This window comes from Streptomyces sp. NPDC026500 (genome assembly GCF_055567635.1).
The window spans coordinates 44538-59550 of record NZ_JBVHQB010000037.1; the positions used below are offsets into that span (position 1 = coordinate 44538).

The 15013-nt window shown below is 68.6% G+C and carries 16 protein-coding genes and 2 pseudogenes; 7 read left to right on the top strand and 11 right to left on the bottom strand.

The window, feature by feature from the left end; genetic code table 11:
- Window positions 1-189: 189 nt before the first annotated feature.
- From ACZ4N5_RS39870 to ACZ4N5_RS39880, 3 genes are all read right to left on the bottom strand, one after another.
- On the bottom strand, window positions 190-2448 hold the full coding sequence (locus tag ACZ4N5_RS39870) for a catalase (protein ID WP_467761868.1): 2259 nt from the start codon (window positions 2446-2448) through the stop codon (window positions 190-192).
- A gap of 591 nt (window positions 2449-3039) precedes the next feature.
- Window positions 3040-3180: a hypothetical protein gene (locus ACZ4N5_RS39875; protein ID WP_467761869.1), complete on the bottom strand. Its 141-nt coding sequence runs from the start codon at window positions 3178-3180 to the stop codon at window positions 3040-3042.
- A 106-nt stretch (window positions 3181-3286) separates the two neighbouring features.
- Entirely contained in the window at window positions 3287-3703 is a 417-nt protein-coding gene (locus ACZ4N5_RS39880; protein ID WP_467761870.1) for a CBS domain-containing protein, read from the bottom strand.
- Between the two features lie 202 nt (window positions 3704-3905).
- Between ACZ4N5_RS39880 and ACZ4N5_RS39885 the strand changes: the two genes are divergently transcribed.
- The 3 genes from ACZ4N5_RS39885 to ACZ4N5_RS39895 all read left to right on the top strand — a co-directional run bounded on the left by ACZ4N5_RS39885 (window position 3906) and on the right by ACZ4N5_RS39895 (window position 5601).
- Entirely contained in the window at window positions 3906-4205 is a 300-nt protein-coding gene (locus ACZ4N5_RS39885) for a hypothetical protein (protein ID WP_467761871.1), read from the top strand.
- A 404-nt stretch (window positions 4206-4609) separates the two neighbouring features.
- Window positions 4610-4864: a DUF6479 family protein gene (locus tag ACZ4N5_RS39890; protein WP_467761872.1), complete on the top strand. Its 255-nt coding sequence runs from the start codon at window positions 4610-4612 to the stop codon at window positions 4862-4864.
- A gap of 326 nt (window positions 4865-5190) precedes the next feature.
- Complete coding sequence (locus tag ACZ4N5_RS39895; protein ID WP_467761873.1) at window positions 5191-5601, top strand: hypothetical protein; 411 nt, start codon at window positions 5191-5193, stop codon at window positions 5599-5601.
- Between the two features lie 66 nt (window positions 5602-5667).
- On the opposite strand, the gene ACZ4N5_RS39900 is transcribed toward ACZ4N5_RS39895, so the two are convergent.
- The 8 genes and pseudogenes from ACZ4N5_RS39900 to ACZ4N5_RS39935 all read right to left on the bottom strand — a co-directional run bounded on the left by ACZ4N5_RS39900 (window position 5668) and on the right by ACZ4N5_RS39935 (window position 11661).
- Window positions 5668-5814 carry a hypothetical protein gene (locus tag ACZ4N5_RS39900; RefSeq protein ID WP_467761874.1) on the bottom strand — a complete coding sequence of 49 codons (147 nt, stop codon included), beginning with the start codon at window positions 5812-5814 and terminating at the stop codon, window positions 5668-5670.
- Complete coding sequence (locus tag ACZ4N5_RS39905) at window positions 5811-6182, bottom strand: phage holin family protein (protein WP_261709739.1); 372 nt, start codon at window positions 6180-6182, stop codon at window positions 5811-5813. The genes ACZ4N5_RS39900 and ACZ4N5_RS39905 overlap by 4 nt, the downstream gene beginning before the upstream one ends.
- Window positions 6146-6937 carry a phosphatase PAP2 family protein gene (locus ACZ4N5_RS39910; RefSeq protein ID WP_467761875.1) on the bottom strand — a complete coding sequence of 264 codons (792 nt, stop codon included), beginning with the start codon at window positions 6935-6937 and terminating at the stop codon, window positions 6146-6148. Before ACZ4N5_RS39910 ends, ACZ4N5_RS39905 begins: the two co-directional genes overlap by 37 nt.
- A gap of 197 nt (window positions 6938-7134) precedes the next feature.
- Window positions 7135-7239 (bottom strand): annotated as a pseudogene (locus tag ACZ4N5_RS39915) (transposase); the annotation flags it as partial.
- A 235-nt stretch (window positions 7240-7474) separates the two neighbouring features.
- A complete protein-coding gene (locus ACZ4N5_RS39920; protein ID WP_467761876.1) occupies window positions 7475-8536 on the bottom strand; it encodes a LacI family DNA-binding transcriptional regulator in 1062 nt (353 codons plus the stop codon).
- A gap of 76 nt (window positions 8537-8612) precedes the next feature.
- Window positions 8613-9449, bottom strand: coding sequence for an ATP-binding cassette domain-containing protein (locus tag ACZ4N5_RS39925; protein ID WP_266765073.1), 837 nt, complete (start codon window positions 9447-9449; stop codon window positions 8613-8615).
- The gene (locus tag ACZ4N5_RS39930) at window positions 9449-10441 is read right to left on the bottom strand and encodes an ABC transporter permease (protein ID WP_351119202.1); all 993 of its coding nucleotides are present in this window, start codon (window positions 10439-10441) and stop codon (window positions 9449-9451) included. Before ACZ4N5_RS39930 ends, ACZ4N5_RS39925 begins: the two co-directional genes overlap by 1 nt.
- Before the next feature lie 203 nt (window positions 10442-10644).
- Complete coding sequence (locus ACZ4N5_RS39935) at window positions 10645-11661, bottom strand: substrate-binding domain-containing protein (RefSeq protein WP_467761877.1); 1017 nt, start codon at window positions 11659-11661, stop codon at window positions 10645-10647.
- Between the two features lie 259 nt (window positions 11662-11920).
- On the opposite strand from ACZ4N5_RS39935, the gene ACZ4N5_RS39940 reads away from it, so the two are divergent.
- The 4 genes and pseudogenes from ACZ4N5_RS39940 to ACZ4N5_RS39955 all read left to right on the top strand — a co-directional run bounded on the left by ACZ4N5_RS39940 (window position 11921) and on the right by ACZ4N5_RS39955 (window position 14903).
- Window positions 11921-12883 (top strand): carbohydrate kinase family protein, encoded by a 963-nt coding sequence (locus ACZ4N5_RS39940; protein WP_467761878.1) that lies wholly within the window; start codon window positions 11921-11923, stop codon window positions 12881-12883.
- A 178-nt stretch (window positions 12884-13061) separates the two neighbouring features.
- Window positions 13062-14125 (top strand): annotated as a pseudogene (locus tag ACZ4N5_RS39945) (glycoside hydrolase family 32 protein); the annotation flags it as partial.
- Window positions 14122-14424: a putative quinol monooxygenase gene (locus tag ACZ4N5_RS39950; RefSeq protein ID WP_467761879.1), complete on the top strand. Its 303-nt coding sequence runs from the start codon at window positions 14122-14124 to the stop codon at window positions 14422-14424. The pseudogene ACZ4N5_RS39945 and the gene ACZ4N5_RS39950, both read left to right, overlap by 4 nt.
- 92 nt (window positions 14425-14516) lie before the next feature.
- Complete coding sequence (locus ACZ4N5_RS39955) at window positions 14517-14903, top strand: LacI family DNA-binding transcriptional regulator (protein ID WP_467761880.1); 387 nt, start codon at window positions 14517-14519, stop codon at window positions 14901-14903.
- Window positions 14904-15013: the final 110 nt, after the last annotated feature.

A 15013-nucleotide genomic window follows, 5' to 3' on the forward strand; every position in this document is an offset into this window, starting at 1 on the left:
TCGTGCTGGAGGCGGGAGGACGAGCAGGTGTGTTCATGCACAACGCGCACCCGGCATCGCGCGGCGCCGTTTCCCGGTCGGCGTCAGACGGCCTCAGGTTCTGCACGTGCGGCTGGACCCTGTTTGCGCAGGTGGGCCGAGATCGGCTCCTGCCCGGGCCTGGCCGGGCAGGAGCCGCGGCAAGGCGGGTCAGACCGACGGGGCGAAGCGGTTCCAGGCGCGGTGGCGGCCCAGCAGCTCGGCGAGCTGCTCCAGCGTGGCGGCGCCGGAGCCCGCACTGACCACGCCGGGGGAGTCGGGCGCGATACCGGCCGCGACCAGCGCCTCCGTACCGTCGCCCCACGCCCCGAGGGCCTTTCCGTGGCGGTAGGCCTCCATCAGCATGAGCAGCACGCGCGAGTCGATGCCTACGGCCATGGCGACATCGTCGTCGACCTTGGCGTCTCGGGCTCCATAGGCGTCGGCTCCGATCGCGGGTGCGCCCGCCAGTAGCAGGGCGTCGAACTCCGTGGAGCGGGCATTGGCGAAGGTGCGCTGAACGGTGAGGGGCTCGCCGTCCGGGTCGAGGACACCCCCGGTGGGGGCGATCACCAGCGGCACCATGTCCGCGTCGAGGATGGCCTGCCGGGCCGACCGTACTTCGCTCAGGTCCTGGTCGCCTTCGGTGATGATGCCGATGATCCTGCCGTCCAGGGGCCAGGTGCCGCCGAGCTGGGAGAGCGCCGGGCTGGGCAGGGGTTCGACCGGCGTCACGGTCGGCGCGGGGGCGGGCAGGCCGAGGCCGGCGGCGACTTGGGCGCACAGTTCGGCGTCGATGTCGGCCAGGACCTTCAGGGCACGTTCCTTGATCGCTGTTTCCCAGCACTTGCTGAGCTCAAAGGTGTAGGCGGCGACGATGTGCTCCCGCTCGGTGACCGTCATGCTCAGCCAGAACATGCGCGGCTGGGTGAAGTGGTCGTCGAAGGAGGCTGCCGCGTCCCGCACCTTGGTCGCCGCGGGCAGCGGCTCGGGGACCTCGATGTAGGCGCCGTTGTCGGCGCCGGCGAGGAAGGGGCAGCCGCCGTCGAGGGAGTTGGGCCGGTAGGGGGCGACCCCGCGGTGGACGGCGGTCTGGTGCATGCCGTCGCGGAGCATCTCGTTGACCGGCGCGTGGGTGCGGTTGATCGGCAGCTGCCCGAAGTTCGGACCGCCGAGCCGGCTGATCTGGGTGTCGAGGTAGGAGAAGAGCCGGCCCTGGAGCAGCGGGTCGGTGGTGACGTCGATGCCCGGGACGAGGTGTCCGACGTGGAAGGCGACCTGTTCGGTCTCGGCGAAGTAGTTCGAGGGGTTGGCGTTCAGGGTGAGCAGTCCGATCGGCTGGACCGGAGCCAGCTCCTCCGGCACGATCTTCGTCGGGTCCAGCAGGTCGATGCCTTCGAACATCTGGTCATCGGTGTCAGGGAACGTCTGGATGCCCAGTTCCCACTGCGGGTAGGCGCCGGACTCGATCGCGTCGGCCAGGTCCCGGCGGTGGAAGTCGGGATCCACGCCTGCGGTGATCTGGGCCTCCTCCCACACCAGGGAGTGCACTCCCAGCTTCGGCTTCCAGTGGAACTTCACCAGCGTGGTCGCGCCCGCGGCGTTCACCAGGCGGAAGGTGTGGACCCCGAAGCCCTCCATCATCCGGTACGAGCGCGGGATGCCCCGGTCGGACATGTTCCACAGCGTGTGGTGGGTGGCCTCGGTGTGCAGCGTGACGAAGTCCCAGAACGTGTCGTGGGCGCTCTGCGCCTGCGGGATCTCCCGGTCGGGATGCGGCTTGCCGGCGTGGATGACGTCGGGGAACTTGATCGCGTCCTGGATGAAGAACACCGGGATGTTGTTGCCGACCAGATCGAAGACACCCTCCGTGGTGTAGAACTTCGTCGCGAAGCCCCGGGTGTCCCGAACGGTGTCCGCGGAGCCGCGCGAGCCCAGCACGGTGGAGAAGCGCACGAAGACCGGCGTCTCGACATCTCTACCGAGGAACGCGGCCTTGCTGATCCCTTCCGCTGTGCCGTAACCCTGGAAGACGCCATGGGCGGCTGCGCCGCGGGCGTGCACGACCCGCTCCGGGATGCGTTCGTGGTCGAAATGCGTGATCTTCTCGCGCAGGTGGTGGTCCTGCAGCAGCACCGGGCCCCGCGGCCCTGCCTTCAGCGAGTGGTCGGTGTCGTACAGTCGTGCGCCCTGCGCGGTGGTCAGGAATTCACCTGCCTGCGCCACCTCGGCCTGCGGGATGCCCGTCGCCTGCCCGGTGGGGCTGTAGGTGTCCGGGCCGCGCTGATCGGTCTTGGGCTGCAGCGGGCCGACCGGCTCGGTCGGCTCGTCCACAGGGGGCGGCACGGGGGCCGGCGCGCCGGGGAGTTCGTTTCCGGGGTGAGCGACCTCCTGGACCTTCTCGGCGACCTTGTCGGCTGCTGCTGCCACGGGGTTCTTCTTCTTGGCACTCACGGGAGTTTCCGATCACTGAGGGAAGACAGAGGAACGACGTCCCGTCGCGATGACAGGAGCGTGAGATCCGCTGAGTACCCGGTTCCGCAATCGCAACGCCTGCGCCTCGCCCACGTGAGGCGTAGGTTCACCCGACGGGTTGACTCGTCGTGGCGAGGCCAGTTGGGCGTTTCTATGCCCTGAACCGGCTCTGAAGGGTGTCGCCGGTGTACTGGACCTCATCCACCAGGCGGGTGGCCTCGACGACGAGTACGCCGCCGTAGTGAGCGCTCTCCTTGGCCGTGTCGAGATCGGTCCGGGCCTGAGACTGCCGGTACGGCCGGCGCGCTCGTACCGGCGCGTGGTGCTCTCGGCGTCGAGCGTTACCTGACGAAGGACGGGATGCATGTGAGACGCCAGGTCGTGGAGGGTGCCGACGAGGGCGCTGACGATGTAGGCCGCGCTGTGGAAGCGCAGCGGCGGCGCAATGGTGATGTTGACGGCGGTCCCGATGTCGCAGCCGACGAGGACCAACAGCACGATCTGTCCCAGTTGGGTGATCCGGTCCGTGGCGTTGGTGGCGCTGCTCTACGCAGAGAAAGCGAAGTACGCCGCGGTGACTACCTGCGGGCCCTGGCTGACCAGCAGCCGTGACCGGCCGATGGCCGACGCGGTCACCGTCACCAGCCCGAAGGTCAGCAGATCCGGCCCGGCGAGGAAGCCGAGCACGGCCTGAAGGACACCACGTGGCCGGCCCCTCGTCAGCCGACGGCTTGCCCGAACAGCCGTCGGCTGTGGGCGTTCGGCAGGACCGCAGGCAGTGCTCGTGTGCGGGTCAGTCGGTGGAGAGTGCTTCGAGGAGGTCGCCGGCCTTGGGATCCGGGAGGGCGCGGGCGGCGTCCGCGAGAGCGACCATGCCGACGAGGTCGTGGCCGTCGATGACGGGCAGACGGCGGACCTTGTGGCTGGTCATGGTGCGGATGATCTCGTCGGTGGTGTCGTCGACGCCGATGGTGACGGCCTCGCCCTGGGCGAGTTCGCCGGCGCTGCAGGTGGCCGGGTCCTTGCCGGCCCCGAGGACCTTCACCACGATGTCGCGGTCGGTGAGCATGCCCTTGAGCTTGTTGTCGGCGCCGCAGATCGGGAGTGCTCCGACGCCCAAGTCCTTCAGCTTCCTCGCCGCGTCCAGGACGGTCTCCTCCGCGCGAATGCATTCGGTGCCGGTCGTCATGATGTCTCGTGCCGTGGTCATGTCCGTGCTCTTTCCTTGGGCCGCAACCGCGTCGAGGCGGCTGTTTGTCTGGTAGGCGCCAGGGTTTCCAGATTCCCAAGGGTGTAACGAGCCCTGTTTTCCTTCCGCCGAGGGGCGCGCGGTACTCACGGAAGCCCGCGTTGGCCGGACTGGATCCACATGATGCCGTCTACAGACCTCATGGCCCGGCGAGGTGAGCACGGTGAATCACGAGAACGCCGAACGTGCCGGAAACGCGTACGGATCCGTCCCCATCATGGAATGGCTACTGGCCACCGAGTCCCTGGAAGGCTTCCTCCAGGTCCTCGCCGACGCGGCGCTGGATCTGTCGCAGACGGAGGGGATCGGGGTCATGCGCGAGCGGGATCACCGTCCTTTGACCGTGGTCAGCGCCTGTCCGGCAGCTCCTGCCCTGCACGAGAAGCAGTACGGACACGAAGGCCCCTGCCTGCAGGCCGGCCGTACTGGCAAAGAGATCGTCGTCGACGACATGCTGGGGTGACCCCCAACCCTTCGCGGCCGCCCTCGGATCCGCTCCTCGCTGTCCCTGCCGATCGCCGACCGGACCGAGACGGTGCGCGCCCTCGACCTCTACGCCAGTTCGCCCGGCGCTTTCGAGACCACGGACCGGACGGTCCTGCGGCAGGCCACCGGCGCGATCTGCGCTCTGCCTCCCCGGGGGCCGCCGTGCGCGTCCGCGAGCAGTCCGAGCAGATGCCGCTGCGCTGCCGCAGGCTGAGCGCCCGCCAGATGATGCGCGTGGGGCAGCGTGGACGGCCATCGACGCCTGATGTCCCTCAGCGGGGACAGCTCTGTCGTGCCGTAAAAGGCCCGGTCTCGTAGAAACACCCGCCGCCTGGCGTGAGGACGGCGGGGATTTTGGCCTCGAGGGGGTACCCGGCGTCCATGGACATCGAAAAGGAGACCGTGCTGGCTGCCGCTTCCTACAGCGGCGCATTGTGGCTAATGGCGGCGGGCATCGCTGTCGTCGTCATCCTGGTCGTCGCGTTTTTCATCGGTACCCGGCGTTCTGCCCGGCGCCGTTCAATCAATCCGTCCCAGGCCGCACAAGCGCGTCGTGACCTGGCGGACCCCGCACGCCGCGGCGACGGCTGGAGCACTCCCGACGACGACCCGGAGCAGGGGCATCCCCACCGCTGACGGCAATTCACGCTGTGCCCCACAGTCCAGTAGTCCTGTCCCCGCCCCGCCTCCGTGATGCGCGCCGGACTGGCCCGGCAGATCTCCGTACGGCCAATCCTGACGGGAGCACCCCCACCCCCACCCGCCATCACAGCGGCCGTCCTCCAGTAGGGCTGCGATATGGGTGCGGACGTAAGTGCGGCAGCAGAGTCATCTTCTGAGAGTTCGCCGTAGAGGCCGCCGGTGGAGGCCGTAACGGTGCCCGCCTGAGGCGAGAGAAGTTCGGGCAGTCCGACGCTGCCGGGGTGCCGGCATGCTGAGCGAGAGCGACGAACCTCCGGACTGTGCTGGCCGATGTGGTCGGGGCCCATGGCCTTGCGTACCTCGGGGAACCATTCCTTCTCTTCTTCCTCGACGTGGTGACGACGTTTTCGATGAGGACGGTCATCTTGGCGTCGAACCGCTCGTCGGCGGGGTCGAGGGCCCTTGAATTCGGAGAGCATCCACAGCACGATGTAGTGCTCGTCGACGCTTTCGAGTACGAGGTCCTTGGTATCGGGGGCCGCTTCCCGGGAGGCCGGACAGAAGGTCTTCTCTTCGATGAAGGTGTGCGTGGTGAGTTCCTCGATCACCTGGTCGGCGATCTTTCGCTTTTCGGCGTGCGCTTTGTCGCAGAAGAAACGGCACGGTTGCGCAGGGAACGTATCGAAGCCGACTACGACTACGACAACAGCGACGAGGACCGGCTGACCTGAGCGACCGGACCGGAAGCGACCGAGGGTCCGGGCCCGATCCCCTGAGGATTCGGGCCCGGGCCGCGTTCAGCAGCTCTCGTTCAGCCCTTCCTGCGGCGGCACCCGCCGCGAACTCGGAGAGACGGTCCAGGCCCTCGCGGACAAGTGTTCGATCTGCTCGCGGAGCTCGGCGGGTGTAGGGGTGCTGTGCTGGTCGGGGGGCGTGTGGGTCATCGGTGTGCGCTCCTCTTGATCTCAGCCACATCGGCCTTGACGTTTTCGATCGTGCTCTGGGGTGTCGGCGGGGATGCCTTGCCAACCTGCTTCTTGCCACTGAGGGCCAGGACCGCGGCGATCGCGCCGAGGACGGCGGTGACGATGAGGGCAGCCGCCCACACCGGCAGCAGCAATGCCACGGCCGCGATCACGCTCGCCACCAGCGCTTGAAGCATCAGGAAACCGGCCAGCGAAGCCCCGCCGAACAGGCCGCCGCTCTTGCCGTAGCGCTTGCCCTTCTCCTTCATCTCGGCCTGCGCCAGCTTCATCTCGCCGCGGACCAACTCAGTCAGCTGCTGAGAGGCCTGCTGGACCAGCTCGCCCACCGGCTCGTGCCCGACGTCGTGCGCAAGCGGGCCCTGCGGTTGTGTACTCGACACGCGATCCCCTCCTGCTCTGTGTCGTTCCTGCCCTTCGGGCCGCGCCACGGCGGCCGGCCCGGCCTTCGGCGAGAAGCCGAGTACCCCGAACCGGGCAGTTCAGGAGGGAAACACTCAGCGGTGAGCAGCGGATGCGCCGCGGGACGTTGTGTGGCCACTACAACAAGCGCCCCAGCAGATGCGGGACATGCCGGGTAAGCCAGGTACCGCCCAGCCCGATCAAGGCACCGACGAGGACATCGGTGGGGTAGTGGGCTCCCGCCTGCGCGCTCGACGGCCAGCAGAGCGGCCGGCACCGCGCAGGCGGCAGCGGCCGGCGGCCGGACGGGAGCGACGGCGGCGACGAAGGCGACCGCGGCCGCGGTGTGGCCCGAAGGGAAAGGGGAGGAGTCAGGCCGGTCCTCAACCTCGTTGTGATTGATCCACTGCTCGGGCGGGCGGGGCCGGTCGACCGGCTGCTTACCCACCCCGTTGGAGACCAACTGCGCGACAGCGAGCGCCGCAAGCCCCAGCACGGCTGATCTGCGCCCGCGCCGCCCACCGAACGCCGCCATGACGGCCGCTGCACCGCACCACGTCTTGCTGCTCTCCGCTGTCTCCTCCACCGCGGACAGCAGCCGGCTGATGCCGGGCGGGATACGGCCCGCCGCCCGCTGTGTCAGCCGCCGATCTGCTTTGCGGACATCCGCCGTCAGTTTCATGAGTGGCAGGTATCCCCGGGCGTCGGGTGCACACCCGGTTGCAGATCGCTGGTAGGCCAGGATTTTTCAGGCCCTGCTGTTTTCGCTTGTGAAGATCGGGCACTCAGGGCGCAGGCCGGTCAGGTGGCCTTCACCTTTAAGGGACTGGCCGGCTGTAGGTTCCCCCGGTTCGGCCACGTGTGCTGGGGGAGCCGCCCTTCGAGTCGGTCGAGTGCGACGACGGCGAGGTTGGTCAGGCTGCGTTTGACGTGGGCCCACACGCCCTCGACAGGGTTCAGGTCCGGCGAGTAGGCAGGCAGCAGAATGCGCCCCGTTTCCTAGTCGACGCGGCCAGGTCGTTGGATGAAGAGCTCAAGGGCGGGCTGAGGGCCGGCGTGCGCTACACGGTCGCCAGAGTGGTGACGAGCGATGCTTTTGCCAAGGCGTGGGACAGCATCCAGCGCGGCGCGCACACCGCCGCGACGAACGTCCTCACCGGGGAGGGAGGCGGAGCGCTCGAGGTCAAGGGCGACACCATCACGCTGAACGTCGGCGCTGTCATCGAGGAACTTCAGAAGCAGGTGATCGGCGTGACCCTTGTCGGGGCGGAAGACAGAGTTCGCCCGAGCCTCGGACGACCAGGTGGGTGGGGACGGTGATGGTGCGGGCGCGGGTGCGGTCGCCGTCGAGTCGGGTCAGCGCGGTGGTCGCGGCTGCCCTGCCGAGTTCTTCCGCGTCCTGGGCGACGACGGTCAGGGCCGGCTCGAGTGCCTCGGCGAGCGAGACGTCGTCGAAGGCGACGACGGCGACGTCCTTGCGCTTGCTGCGGGCCAGTTCGGCGACGATGCCCAGCGCCATGATGTTGTTGCCGGCGAACAGGGCTGTGGGGGGATCGGCCAGGCCGAGGAGTTGGGCGGTCGCGGCCTCGGCTCCTTGCTGATTGTGGGCGTTGGCGAGGAGCGAGCGGTCGTCGGGGATGTCGGCTTCCTGGAGTGCCGAGCGGTAGCCGGCCAGACGTTCACGGCGGGTGTACAGCTTCACGGGCAGGTCGCCGACGAAGCCGATGCGCCGGTGTCCGTGGGCGATGAGGTGGGCGACGCCGTCGTGGGCGCCGGCCCGATTGGAGCTGACGATGCTGTCGGTGGCGAGGCCGACCCCGGGGCGGTCCAGGAAGATCACGGGCAGCCCCGCCGTACGGTGGGACTTGAGGTGGGAGTGGTCGGCGCCGACGGACGGTACGACGATCAGGATGCTGACGCGGCGGGCGAGGAACTTGTCCGTCAGGGCGCGTTCGCGCTCGGGGTCGTCCGCGGAGGAGCCCATGAGGAGGGTCAGTCCGCGTTCGCCGACGGTGTCCTCGATGGCGCGGGCCACGGCTCCGAAGAAGGGGTTGGCGAGGTCGGGAATGACCAGCCCGATGGTGGTGTCCGGGCCGCCGATGCGAATGTTGCGGGCCATGAGGTTCGGCTGGAAGCCGAGCTTGGCCACTGCGGCGAGTACCTGTTCCCTGGTCTGCGCGGAGGCGGGTCCGTCCTCGTTGAGGACTCGGGAGACCGTCTTGGCGCTGACGCCGACTTCTCGGGCGACGTCGGCCAGGGTGGGGCGGCGGTTCGCTGCCATGGAGGAAACCGTCTCCTGAGGGCTCTCGCTTCCGGCCGCGGCCTCGGCCGGAAGATGCGAGAGCTGGGTAGTGCTGTCAGGTGGCCCGGACTCCGGCGGCCTTCGCGGCCTCCGAATCCGCTACGACAGTATCTCCGGTTTCGTCGACGGTGAGAGCGCCGGTCATGATGGCGACGACCTCGGCCATGGAGTAGTCGGAGGGCTTGATCACGGCAGCGCGCCGGCCGAGGCGGTGGACGTGGATCCGGTCGGCGATCTCGAAGACGTGGGGCATGTTGTGACTGATCAGGACGACCGGCATGCCCTTGTCGCGGACCCGGCGGATGAGGTCGAGGACCTGGCCGGACTCCTTGACGCCGAGGGCGGCGGTGGGTTCGTCCATGACGACGACGGAGCGGGCCCAGGCGACGGAACGGGCGACCGCGACGGCCTGCCGCTGTCCGCCGGAGAGCGTCTCCACCGACTGCGTCAGCGAGCGCAGGCCGATCTTCAGGTCGGCCATGTGCTCGGCGGCCTCCTGGCGCATGCGCTTCTTGTCCAGCATGCGGAAGACACTGCCGAGGACGCCGGGGCGGCGCAGCTCGCGCCCGAGGAACATGTTCGAGGCGATGTCCATGGAGGCGGCCACGGCGAGGTCCTGATAGACCGTCTCGATGCCGTGGGCGCGTGCGCTCTGCGGGCCGGAGAAGGTGATGGGCTCGCCGTTGAGTCGTATCTCGCCCGCGTCGGGGGTCACCGCACCGGTGAGGGCCTTGATCAGGCTGGTCTTGCCGGCGCCGTTGTCGCCGATGACGGCGAGGACCTCGCCGGGCAGCAGGTCGAAGTCGGCGCCGTCGATGGCGGTGACCTGGCCGTACCGCTTGACCAGACCGCGGGCCTGCAGCACGGGCGTGGGGGAGGAGGTGACGGTCATCAGGCCTTCTTCCGGGAGAGCTGGTCGACGGTCACCGCGAGGATCACCAGGACTCCGGTGATCAGGGTCTGGTAGATGGAGGCGACGCCCATCAGCTGGAGGCCGTTGCGGAACACGCCGACGATGAGGACGCCGATGAAGGTGCCCAGGACCGAGCCGCGGCCGCCGAAGAGGCTGGTGCCGCCGAGGACCACGGCGGTGATGCTGTCGAGGTTGTCGGTCTGTCCCGCCTGCGGGTCGCCGACTCCGGTGCGGGAGATGAGCAGCAGGGCGGCGATGCCGTACAGCAGACCGGCCACGGTGTAGATGCCGATGGTCAGGCGAGAGGTACGGATGCCGTTGAGCCGGGCGGCCTCGGCGCTGTTGCCCAGGGCGTAGACGTGCCGTCCCCAGCCGGTGCTGCTCAGCGCGTAGGCGAGGAGGAGGAACAGGGCGATGGTGACCAGGGAGCCGTAGGTGATGTCCGTGTGGCCCAGTGGGAAGGTCTCCCCGAGGGCCGTCAGCGGGCCGGGCAGGTTGGTGACCGTCTGCTCCTCGGAGTAGATGTGGGTCAGCGCGAACGCCACGTTGAGCATGCCAAGGGTGACGATGAACGGCGGCAGCGGGATCTTCTGTACCAGCAACCCGTTGAGCAGACCGAACCCGCCGCAGACCACCAGGCCCAGGGCGACGGCGAGGAGCGGGGGCAGGGAGCCCTCGGCGGCCATCTTGGCGATCACGATGCTGCCGAACGCCATCACGGCCCCGCACGACAGGTCGATCCCCGCCGTGAGGATGATCAGGGTCTGCCCGATGGCGAGGGTGCCCACGACCATGACCTGCTGCACGATCAGCGAGAAGTTCCCGCCGGTCAGGAACTGGTCGGTCGAGAAGGAGAAGAAGGCGCAGGCCAGGAGGAGGGCGGCCAGGGGTCCGGTGGTCGGCGCCGTGAGCAGTCTGCGGGCTGTGGTCGGTGCCTTGAGCTCCGAGTACGGCGTTGTCGTGGCTGTCATGCGAAGTCCTTGTCGGAAGACAGAGGTCCTTGTCGGAGGACGAGGGCAGAAGCCCCGCCGACGGGACAAGGGGGGCGGCCGTCCCTGGTCGGGGAGGTGGGCCGACCGCCCCGCTGAGGGGAGTGACGGTCTCGTACGGTCCTGGGGCTGTCGTCACCTCCCCGCCTGCCTCGGGCGGGGAGGTGACGACAGCCCCTGGGGGCTTAGCCCCAGCAGTTCTCCAGGCCGTAGGCGGTGTCCTTCGACGTGACCCCATCCTGCGCCTTGTCTGTGATCAGCGTGACGCCGGTGTCGGTGTAACCGGACGCCTTCTTGCCGTCCTTGGCGTACGTCACGACTGCCTTGACGCCCTCGGCGGCCATCTTCAGCGGGTACTGCTGCGAAGTCGCGGCGATCTTGCCGTCCTTGACGGCCTGGGTGCCGGTGCAGCCGCCGTCGACAGAGACGATCAGGACGTCCTTCTCCCGGCCCTTGGCCTTCAGCGCGGTGTACGCGCCCAGGGCCGCCGGTTCGTTGATGGTGTAGACGACGTTGATGTCGGGTGACTTCTGCAGGCAGTTCTCCATCGCGGTCTGGCCCTTGGCCTGGTCGCCACCGGTGTCCTGGGCGCACACGACGTCCTTGTCGGTAGCGCCGAAGCCCTTCAGGAAACCGTTGTGTCGCTGGACGCCGACGGAGACGCCCGGCGCCAGGTCGAGGGCGGCTATCTTCGCCGTCTTGCCCTTTATGGCGGCCTTGGCGTACTCGCCGATCAGCTGGCCGGCCTTGAGGTTGTCGGTGGCGAAGAGAGCGTCGACCGCGCTCTCCGGCTCGGTCGGCGTGTCCAGCGCGATGACCAGAACACCCTTGGCACGGGCCTTCTGGATCGCGGGCACGATCGCCTTGGAGTCACTCGGGGTGATCAGGATGCCCTTCACCCCGGCGGCGACCATGTTCTCGATGGCGGTGACCTGCCCGGCGTTGTCCCCGTCGAACTTGCCTGCCGCGGTGGACAGTTGGGCACCGTTCTCCTTGGCGGCCCTCTCCGCGCCCTCCTTCATCTTCACGAAGAACGGGTTGGTGTCGGTCTTGGTGATCAGACCGACTTTCACCTCGCCCGAGCCGGAACTCGTGGAGCCCGAACCGGAGCCGGACCCGCAGGCCGTCAGGGTGAGTGCCGCGACGCCCGTGACCGCGGCGGCTCGGAGGAGGGACGAGGACAGGCGAGTGGTGCGAGACATGATCGACTCCTGTGGGATAGCGGGCGGCACGGGGGTTGGGATCAGAGCAGGCCGCCCGGGGTGTCATCGTTGACTTATGTCATCGTTGACACTGCCTGGCCAGGATGATGGACTCCGGATACCGGCAACGTCAATGCCTTCCACTCGTCACAAATCGGCAACGTCCGTAGCCGTCGGCTCCGCGCGGTCGGTCAGTGGCTGTGTCGCCGCGCCGCCCCTTTGCCCGGTCTTTCCGAGCCTTTCCGAGAGAGAGCAGCCCATGAGCCCGCGTCAGATCACCGTTCTGGGAGAGTGCGTCGCGGACGCCTTCGCCGAACCGGCAAACGCTTCGAACGAGCTCGCCCTGCGGGTGCTGCCTGGCGGCGGACCTGCGAATACGGCGGTGGCCCTGGCCCGGCTGGACACGCCGGCCCGCTTCCTCGCACGCCTGTCCGGCGATGTGTTCGGCCGCCTGTTCCGGGCCCACCTGGAGGCGTCCGGGGTCGACCTGTCGTACGCCGTCGCCGCCGTCGAGCCCAGCACGCTGGCCGTGGCGGAGCTGGACGCCACCGGGCAGGCCGCGTTCTCGTTCCACGCGCAGAACACGGCCGACTGGCAGTGGACTCCAGGGGAACTGGCAAGGGTGGATCTGTCCGAAACGGCCTGTGTGCACACCGGGTCGCTGGCGCTGGTCCGTGAGCCCGGCGGGGCGGCGGTGGAGGAGTTCCTGGCGGCTGCCGCTCCACGGGCCACCATCAGCATCGATCCCAACGTCCGGCCGCTGCTGGTGCGCCCCGAGGTCTACCGCGCCCGGCTGGCGCACTGGTGCGCTCTCGCCGACATCCTGCGGCTGAGCGAGGACGACCTGGAACTCCTCCTGCCGGGCACTCCGCCCGAGCAGGCGTGCGACATCTGGCATGCGGCGGGGGTGCGGCTCGTCGTGATCACGCTCGGCGCCGACGGCGCCCTGGCCTCGCTCGACGGCGAACGGCTGCGGGTGCCCGCGGTGGCCACGCGGGTCGTCGACACGGTCGGCGCGGGGGACTCCTTCACCGCCGGCCTGCTGCACCACCTCGGCGCCCGCGGACTCCTCGGTGGCCGGCTGGCCGATCTCGGTCTCGATGAGGTCGCGGAAGCCTGCCGGTTCGGCACCCGGGTCGCGGCCCTGACATGCTCGGTCGCCGGTCCCAATCCGCCGTGGCGGAACCAGTTGGAGCAGCTTACGGCCGCCGGCGGCGCCTGACGGGTGGGCGGGCCGCGCCGGGCAGTTCCGCCCCAATCCTTGACGCGTCGGCCGGATTCCGCTCATCATCGGGCCACTTGATGTCAACGATGACACAAGTCAACGATGACACCCTCGGCCGCGTGGACGACGACGCCGATCAGGGAGTCACGTTTCGGTCGGTCCACGCACGAGCCGCAGGCTCCGCCCAGTGGACGGCCACAGCACAGGAGACACCATGAGCTCTGGACGTGTATCCCGGCACGCTCTCGGACACACCCAGGCCCAGCTCGTCTCCCAGGAGACGTCCGTCAACCTGATCGTCGACGGCAAGGTCGTCCGCAGCGCCACCGGCTCCAACAGCGAAACCCTGGACCGAGCCTCCTTCGACAGGCGCTCCTACGCCGGCAAGCAGGCGCAGATCCAGATCGTCGACATGAACACCGCCGGCTGGGGCCACCTCCTCGCCGACCGGTTCACCGCCGCCGACACGGCCGCGAAGTCCGTTGTGCAGCGCGCCGACTGGGCCGACTACGGCAAGGACTACTACGCGGCGGTGTCCTGGAGAACATGTCGGGCGGCAAGCCGTACATGATCGGCTGGATGAACAACTGGGACTACAGCGAGGTCATCCCCACGTCACCTTGGCGCAGCGCGCAGAGCATCCCCCGGGAGATGGCCCTGCGTACGGTCGACGGCAGCATCCGGTTGACCAGCCGGCCCGTGAACAGCGTGTCGTCCCTGCGGCAGCCGCACGCGGTGACCGCGTCCGGCGTCACCGTCAAGAGTGCCTCCAAGACCCTGATCGGCCCCGCGGCGCAGGGCAAGGCTCTCGACATCGAGGCGACCCTCTCCCTCAAGGACGCCGAACCCTTCGGTCTGAAGGTGCACACCGGCGCGAATGGCGGGGTGACCGTCATCGGCTACGTCACCACGACTCGGGAGCTGTACGTCGACCGTACCCACTCCGGCGCCGTGGACTTCAGCAGCACCTTCCCCGGTGTCCAGACCGCACTGAAGGCCGAGAACGGCAAGGTGAAGCTGCGGATCCTCGTCGACTGGTCGTCCGTCGAGGTGTTCGGTGGCAGCGGCGAGGTTTCGATCACCGACCAGATCTTCCCCGACCCCGCCGGCCAGGGAGTGCCGGTCTTCGCCGAGAACGGCTCGGTGAAGCTGGACAAGGCCGTCGTCCGGCACCTCGACTCCGCCCACAAGCGACGTTCACGACCGACGCCCACGACTGACAAGGACACGAGACCGTGAAGAAAACCCTGCTCGCCGAGTTCACCGCCCGCGAGGGCGCACAGGACGAGGTCGCCCGTCTGATCGGCGACTACGCCCTGAAGGTGCGCGAGGAAGAAGGCAACCTCGCCTTCGACGTCTACACCAAGGCAGCCGCCCCGCGCGCCTTCTGGATCTTCGAGGTGTACCGGGACGAGGACGCCTTCAAGGCGCACCTGAACGCCCCGTACGGCGGCCCTTTCAACGCCGCCCTCGTTCCGCTGATCGAAGAGGACGCCTCCGTGCTGACGTTCCTGAACCCGCTGCCCACGAATCCGTAACGAGCCGTTGACAAGGGCCTCCACCGGGGCGCGGTCTCATCCCGCACTCACTTGCCAAAACGATTGGGCACCACTTGGGCAGGCGGATCGGGATGAAGGACGTGGCGGCAGCCGCCGGAGTCTCGGTCACGACCGTTTCCCACATCCTCAACGAGGTCGAGGGCAAGCGCGTCAACACCGAGACCCGGCAGCGCGTTCTGGAGACGGCCCGGCAACTGGGGTACGCGCCCAACGGACTGGCCCGTGGCCTGCGGCTGAAGCGGTCGAGCACCATCGGCTTCGTCAGTGACCAGATAGCCACCGGTCGTGTCCCCGGTCGTGGTGTAGCCGATCGCGGTCCGTCGCTTCCGCTTTGGAGCCGTCCGGTACGTGCCGCTGTCAGCCGTCGTGCGATCACCGCTGGTCCCGGCCCGGCGAGCCTCAGCAGGGCCTCCGGCGAGGGCGATTCGGGCCGCAACCTGGGGATTCCGTCAGCTTGATCGGCTACACCACTCGGGGCCTCCCCCTGAGTGGTGGACACGCTGATACTGGATCTGCTTGATCCGGAGGAAGCGAGAAGACCGCCGATGGCGATGAAGGACTACTCGGA

Bases quoted from the DNA above. Each gene is read 5' to 3' on its own strand.
- ACZ4N5_RS39880 (WP_467761870.1), bottom strand. From the start codon at position 3,703: ATGACCACGGCACGAGACATCATGACGACCGGCACCGAATGCATTCGC.
- ACZ4N5_RS39890 (WP_467761872.1), top strand. From the start codon at position 4,610: ATGGACATCGAAAAGGAGACCGTGCTGGCTGCCGCTTCCTACAGCGGC.
- ACZ4N5_RS39900 (WP_467761874.1), bottom strand. From the start codon at position 5,814: ATGACCCACACGCCCCCCGACCAGCACAGCACCCCTACACCCGCCGAG.
- ACZ4N5_RS39910 (WP_467761875.1), bottom strand. From the start codon at position 6,937: ATGAAACTGACGGCGGATGTCCGCAAAGCAGATCGGCGGCTGACACAG.
- ACZ4N5_RS39920 (WP_467761876.1), bottom strand. From the start codon at position 8,536: ATGGCAGCGAACCGCCGCCCCACCCTGGCCGACGTCGCCCGAGAAGTC.
- ACZ4N5_RS39925 (WP_266765073.1), bottom strand. From the start codon at position 9,449: ATGACCGTCACCTCCTCCCCCACGCCCGTGCTGCAGGCCCGCGGTCTG.
- ACZ4N5_RS39930 (WP_351119202.1), bottom strand. From the start codon at position 10,441: ATGACAGCCACGACAACGCCGTACTCGGAGCTCAAGGCACCGACCACA.
- ACZ4N5_RS39935 (WP_467761877.1), bottom strand. From the start codon at position 11,661: ATGTCTCGCACCACTCGCCTGTCCTCGTCCCTCCTCCGAGCCGCCGCG.
- ACZ4N5_RS39940 (WP_467761878.1), top strand. From the start codon at position 11,921: ATGAGCCCGCGTCAGATCACCGTTCTGGGAGAGTGCGTCGCGGACGCC.
- ACZ4N5_RS39955 (WP_467761880.1), top strand. From the start codon at position 14,517: ATGAAGGACGTGGCGGCAGCCGCCGGAGTCTCGGTCACGACCGTTTCC.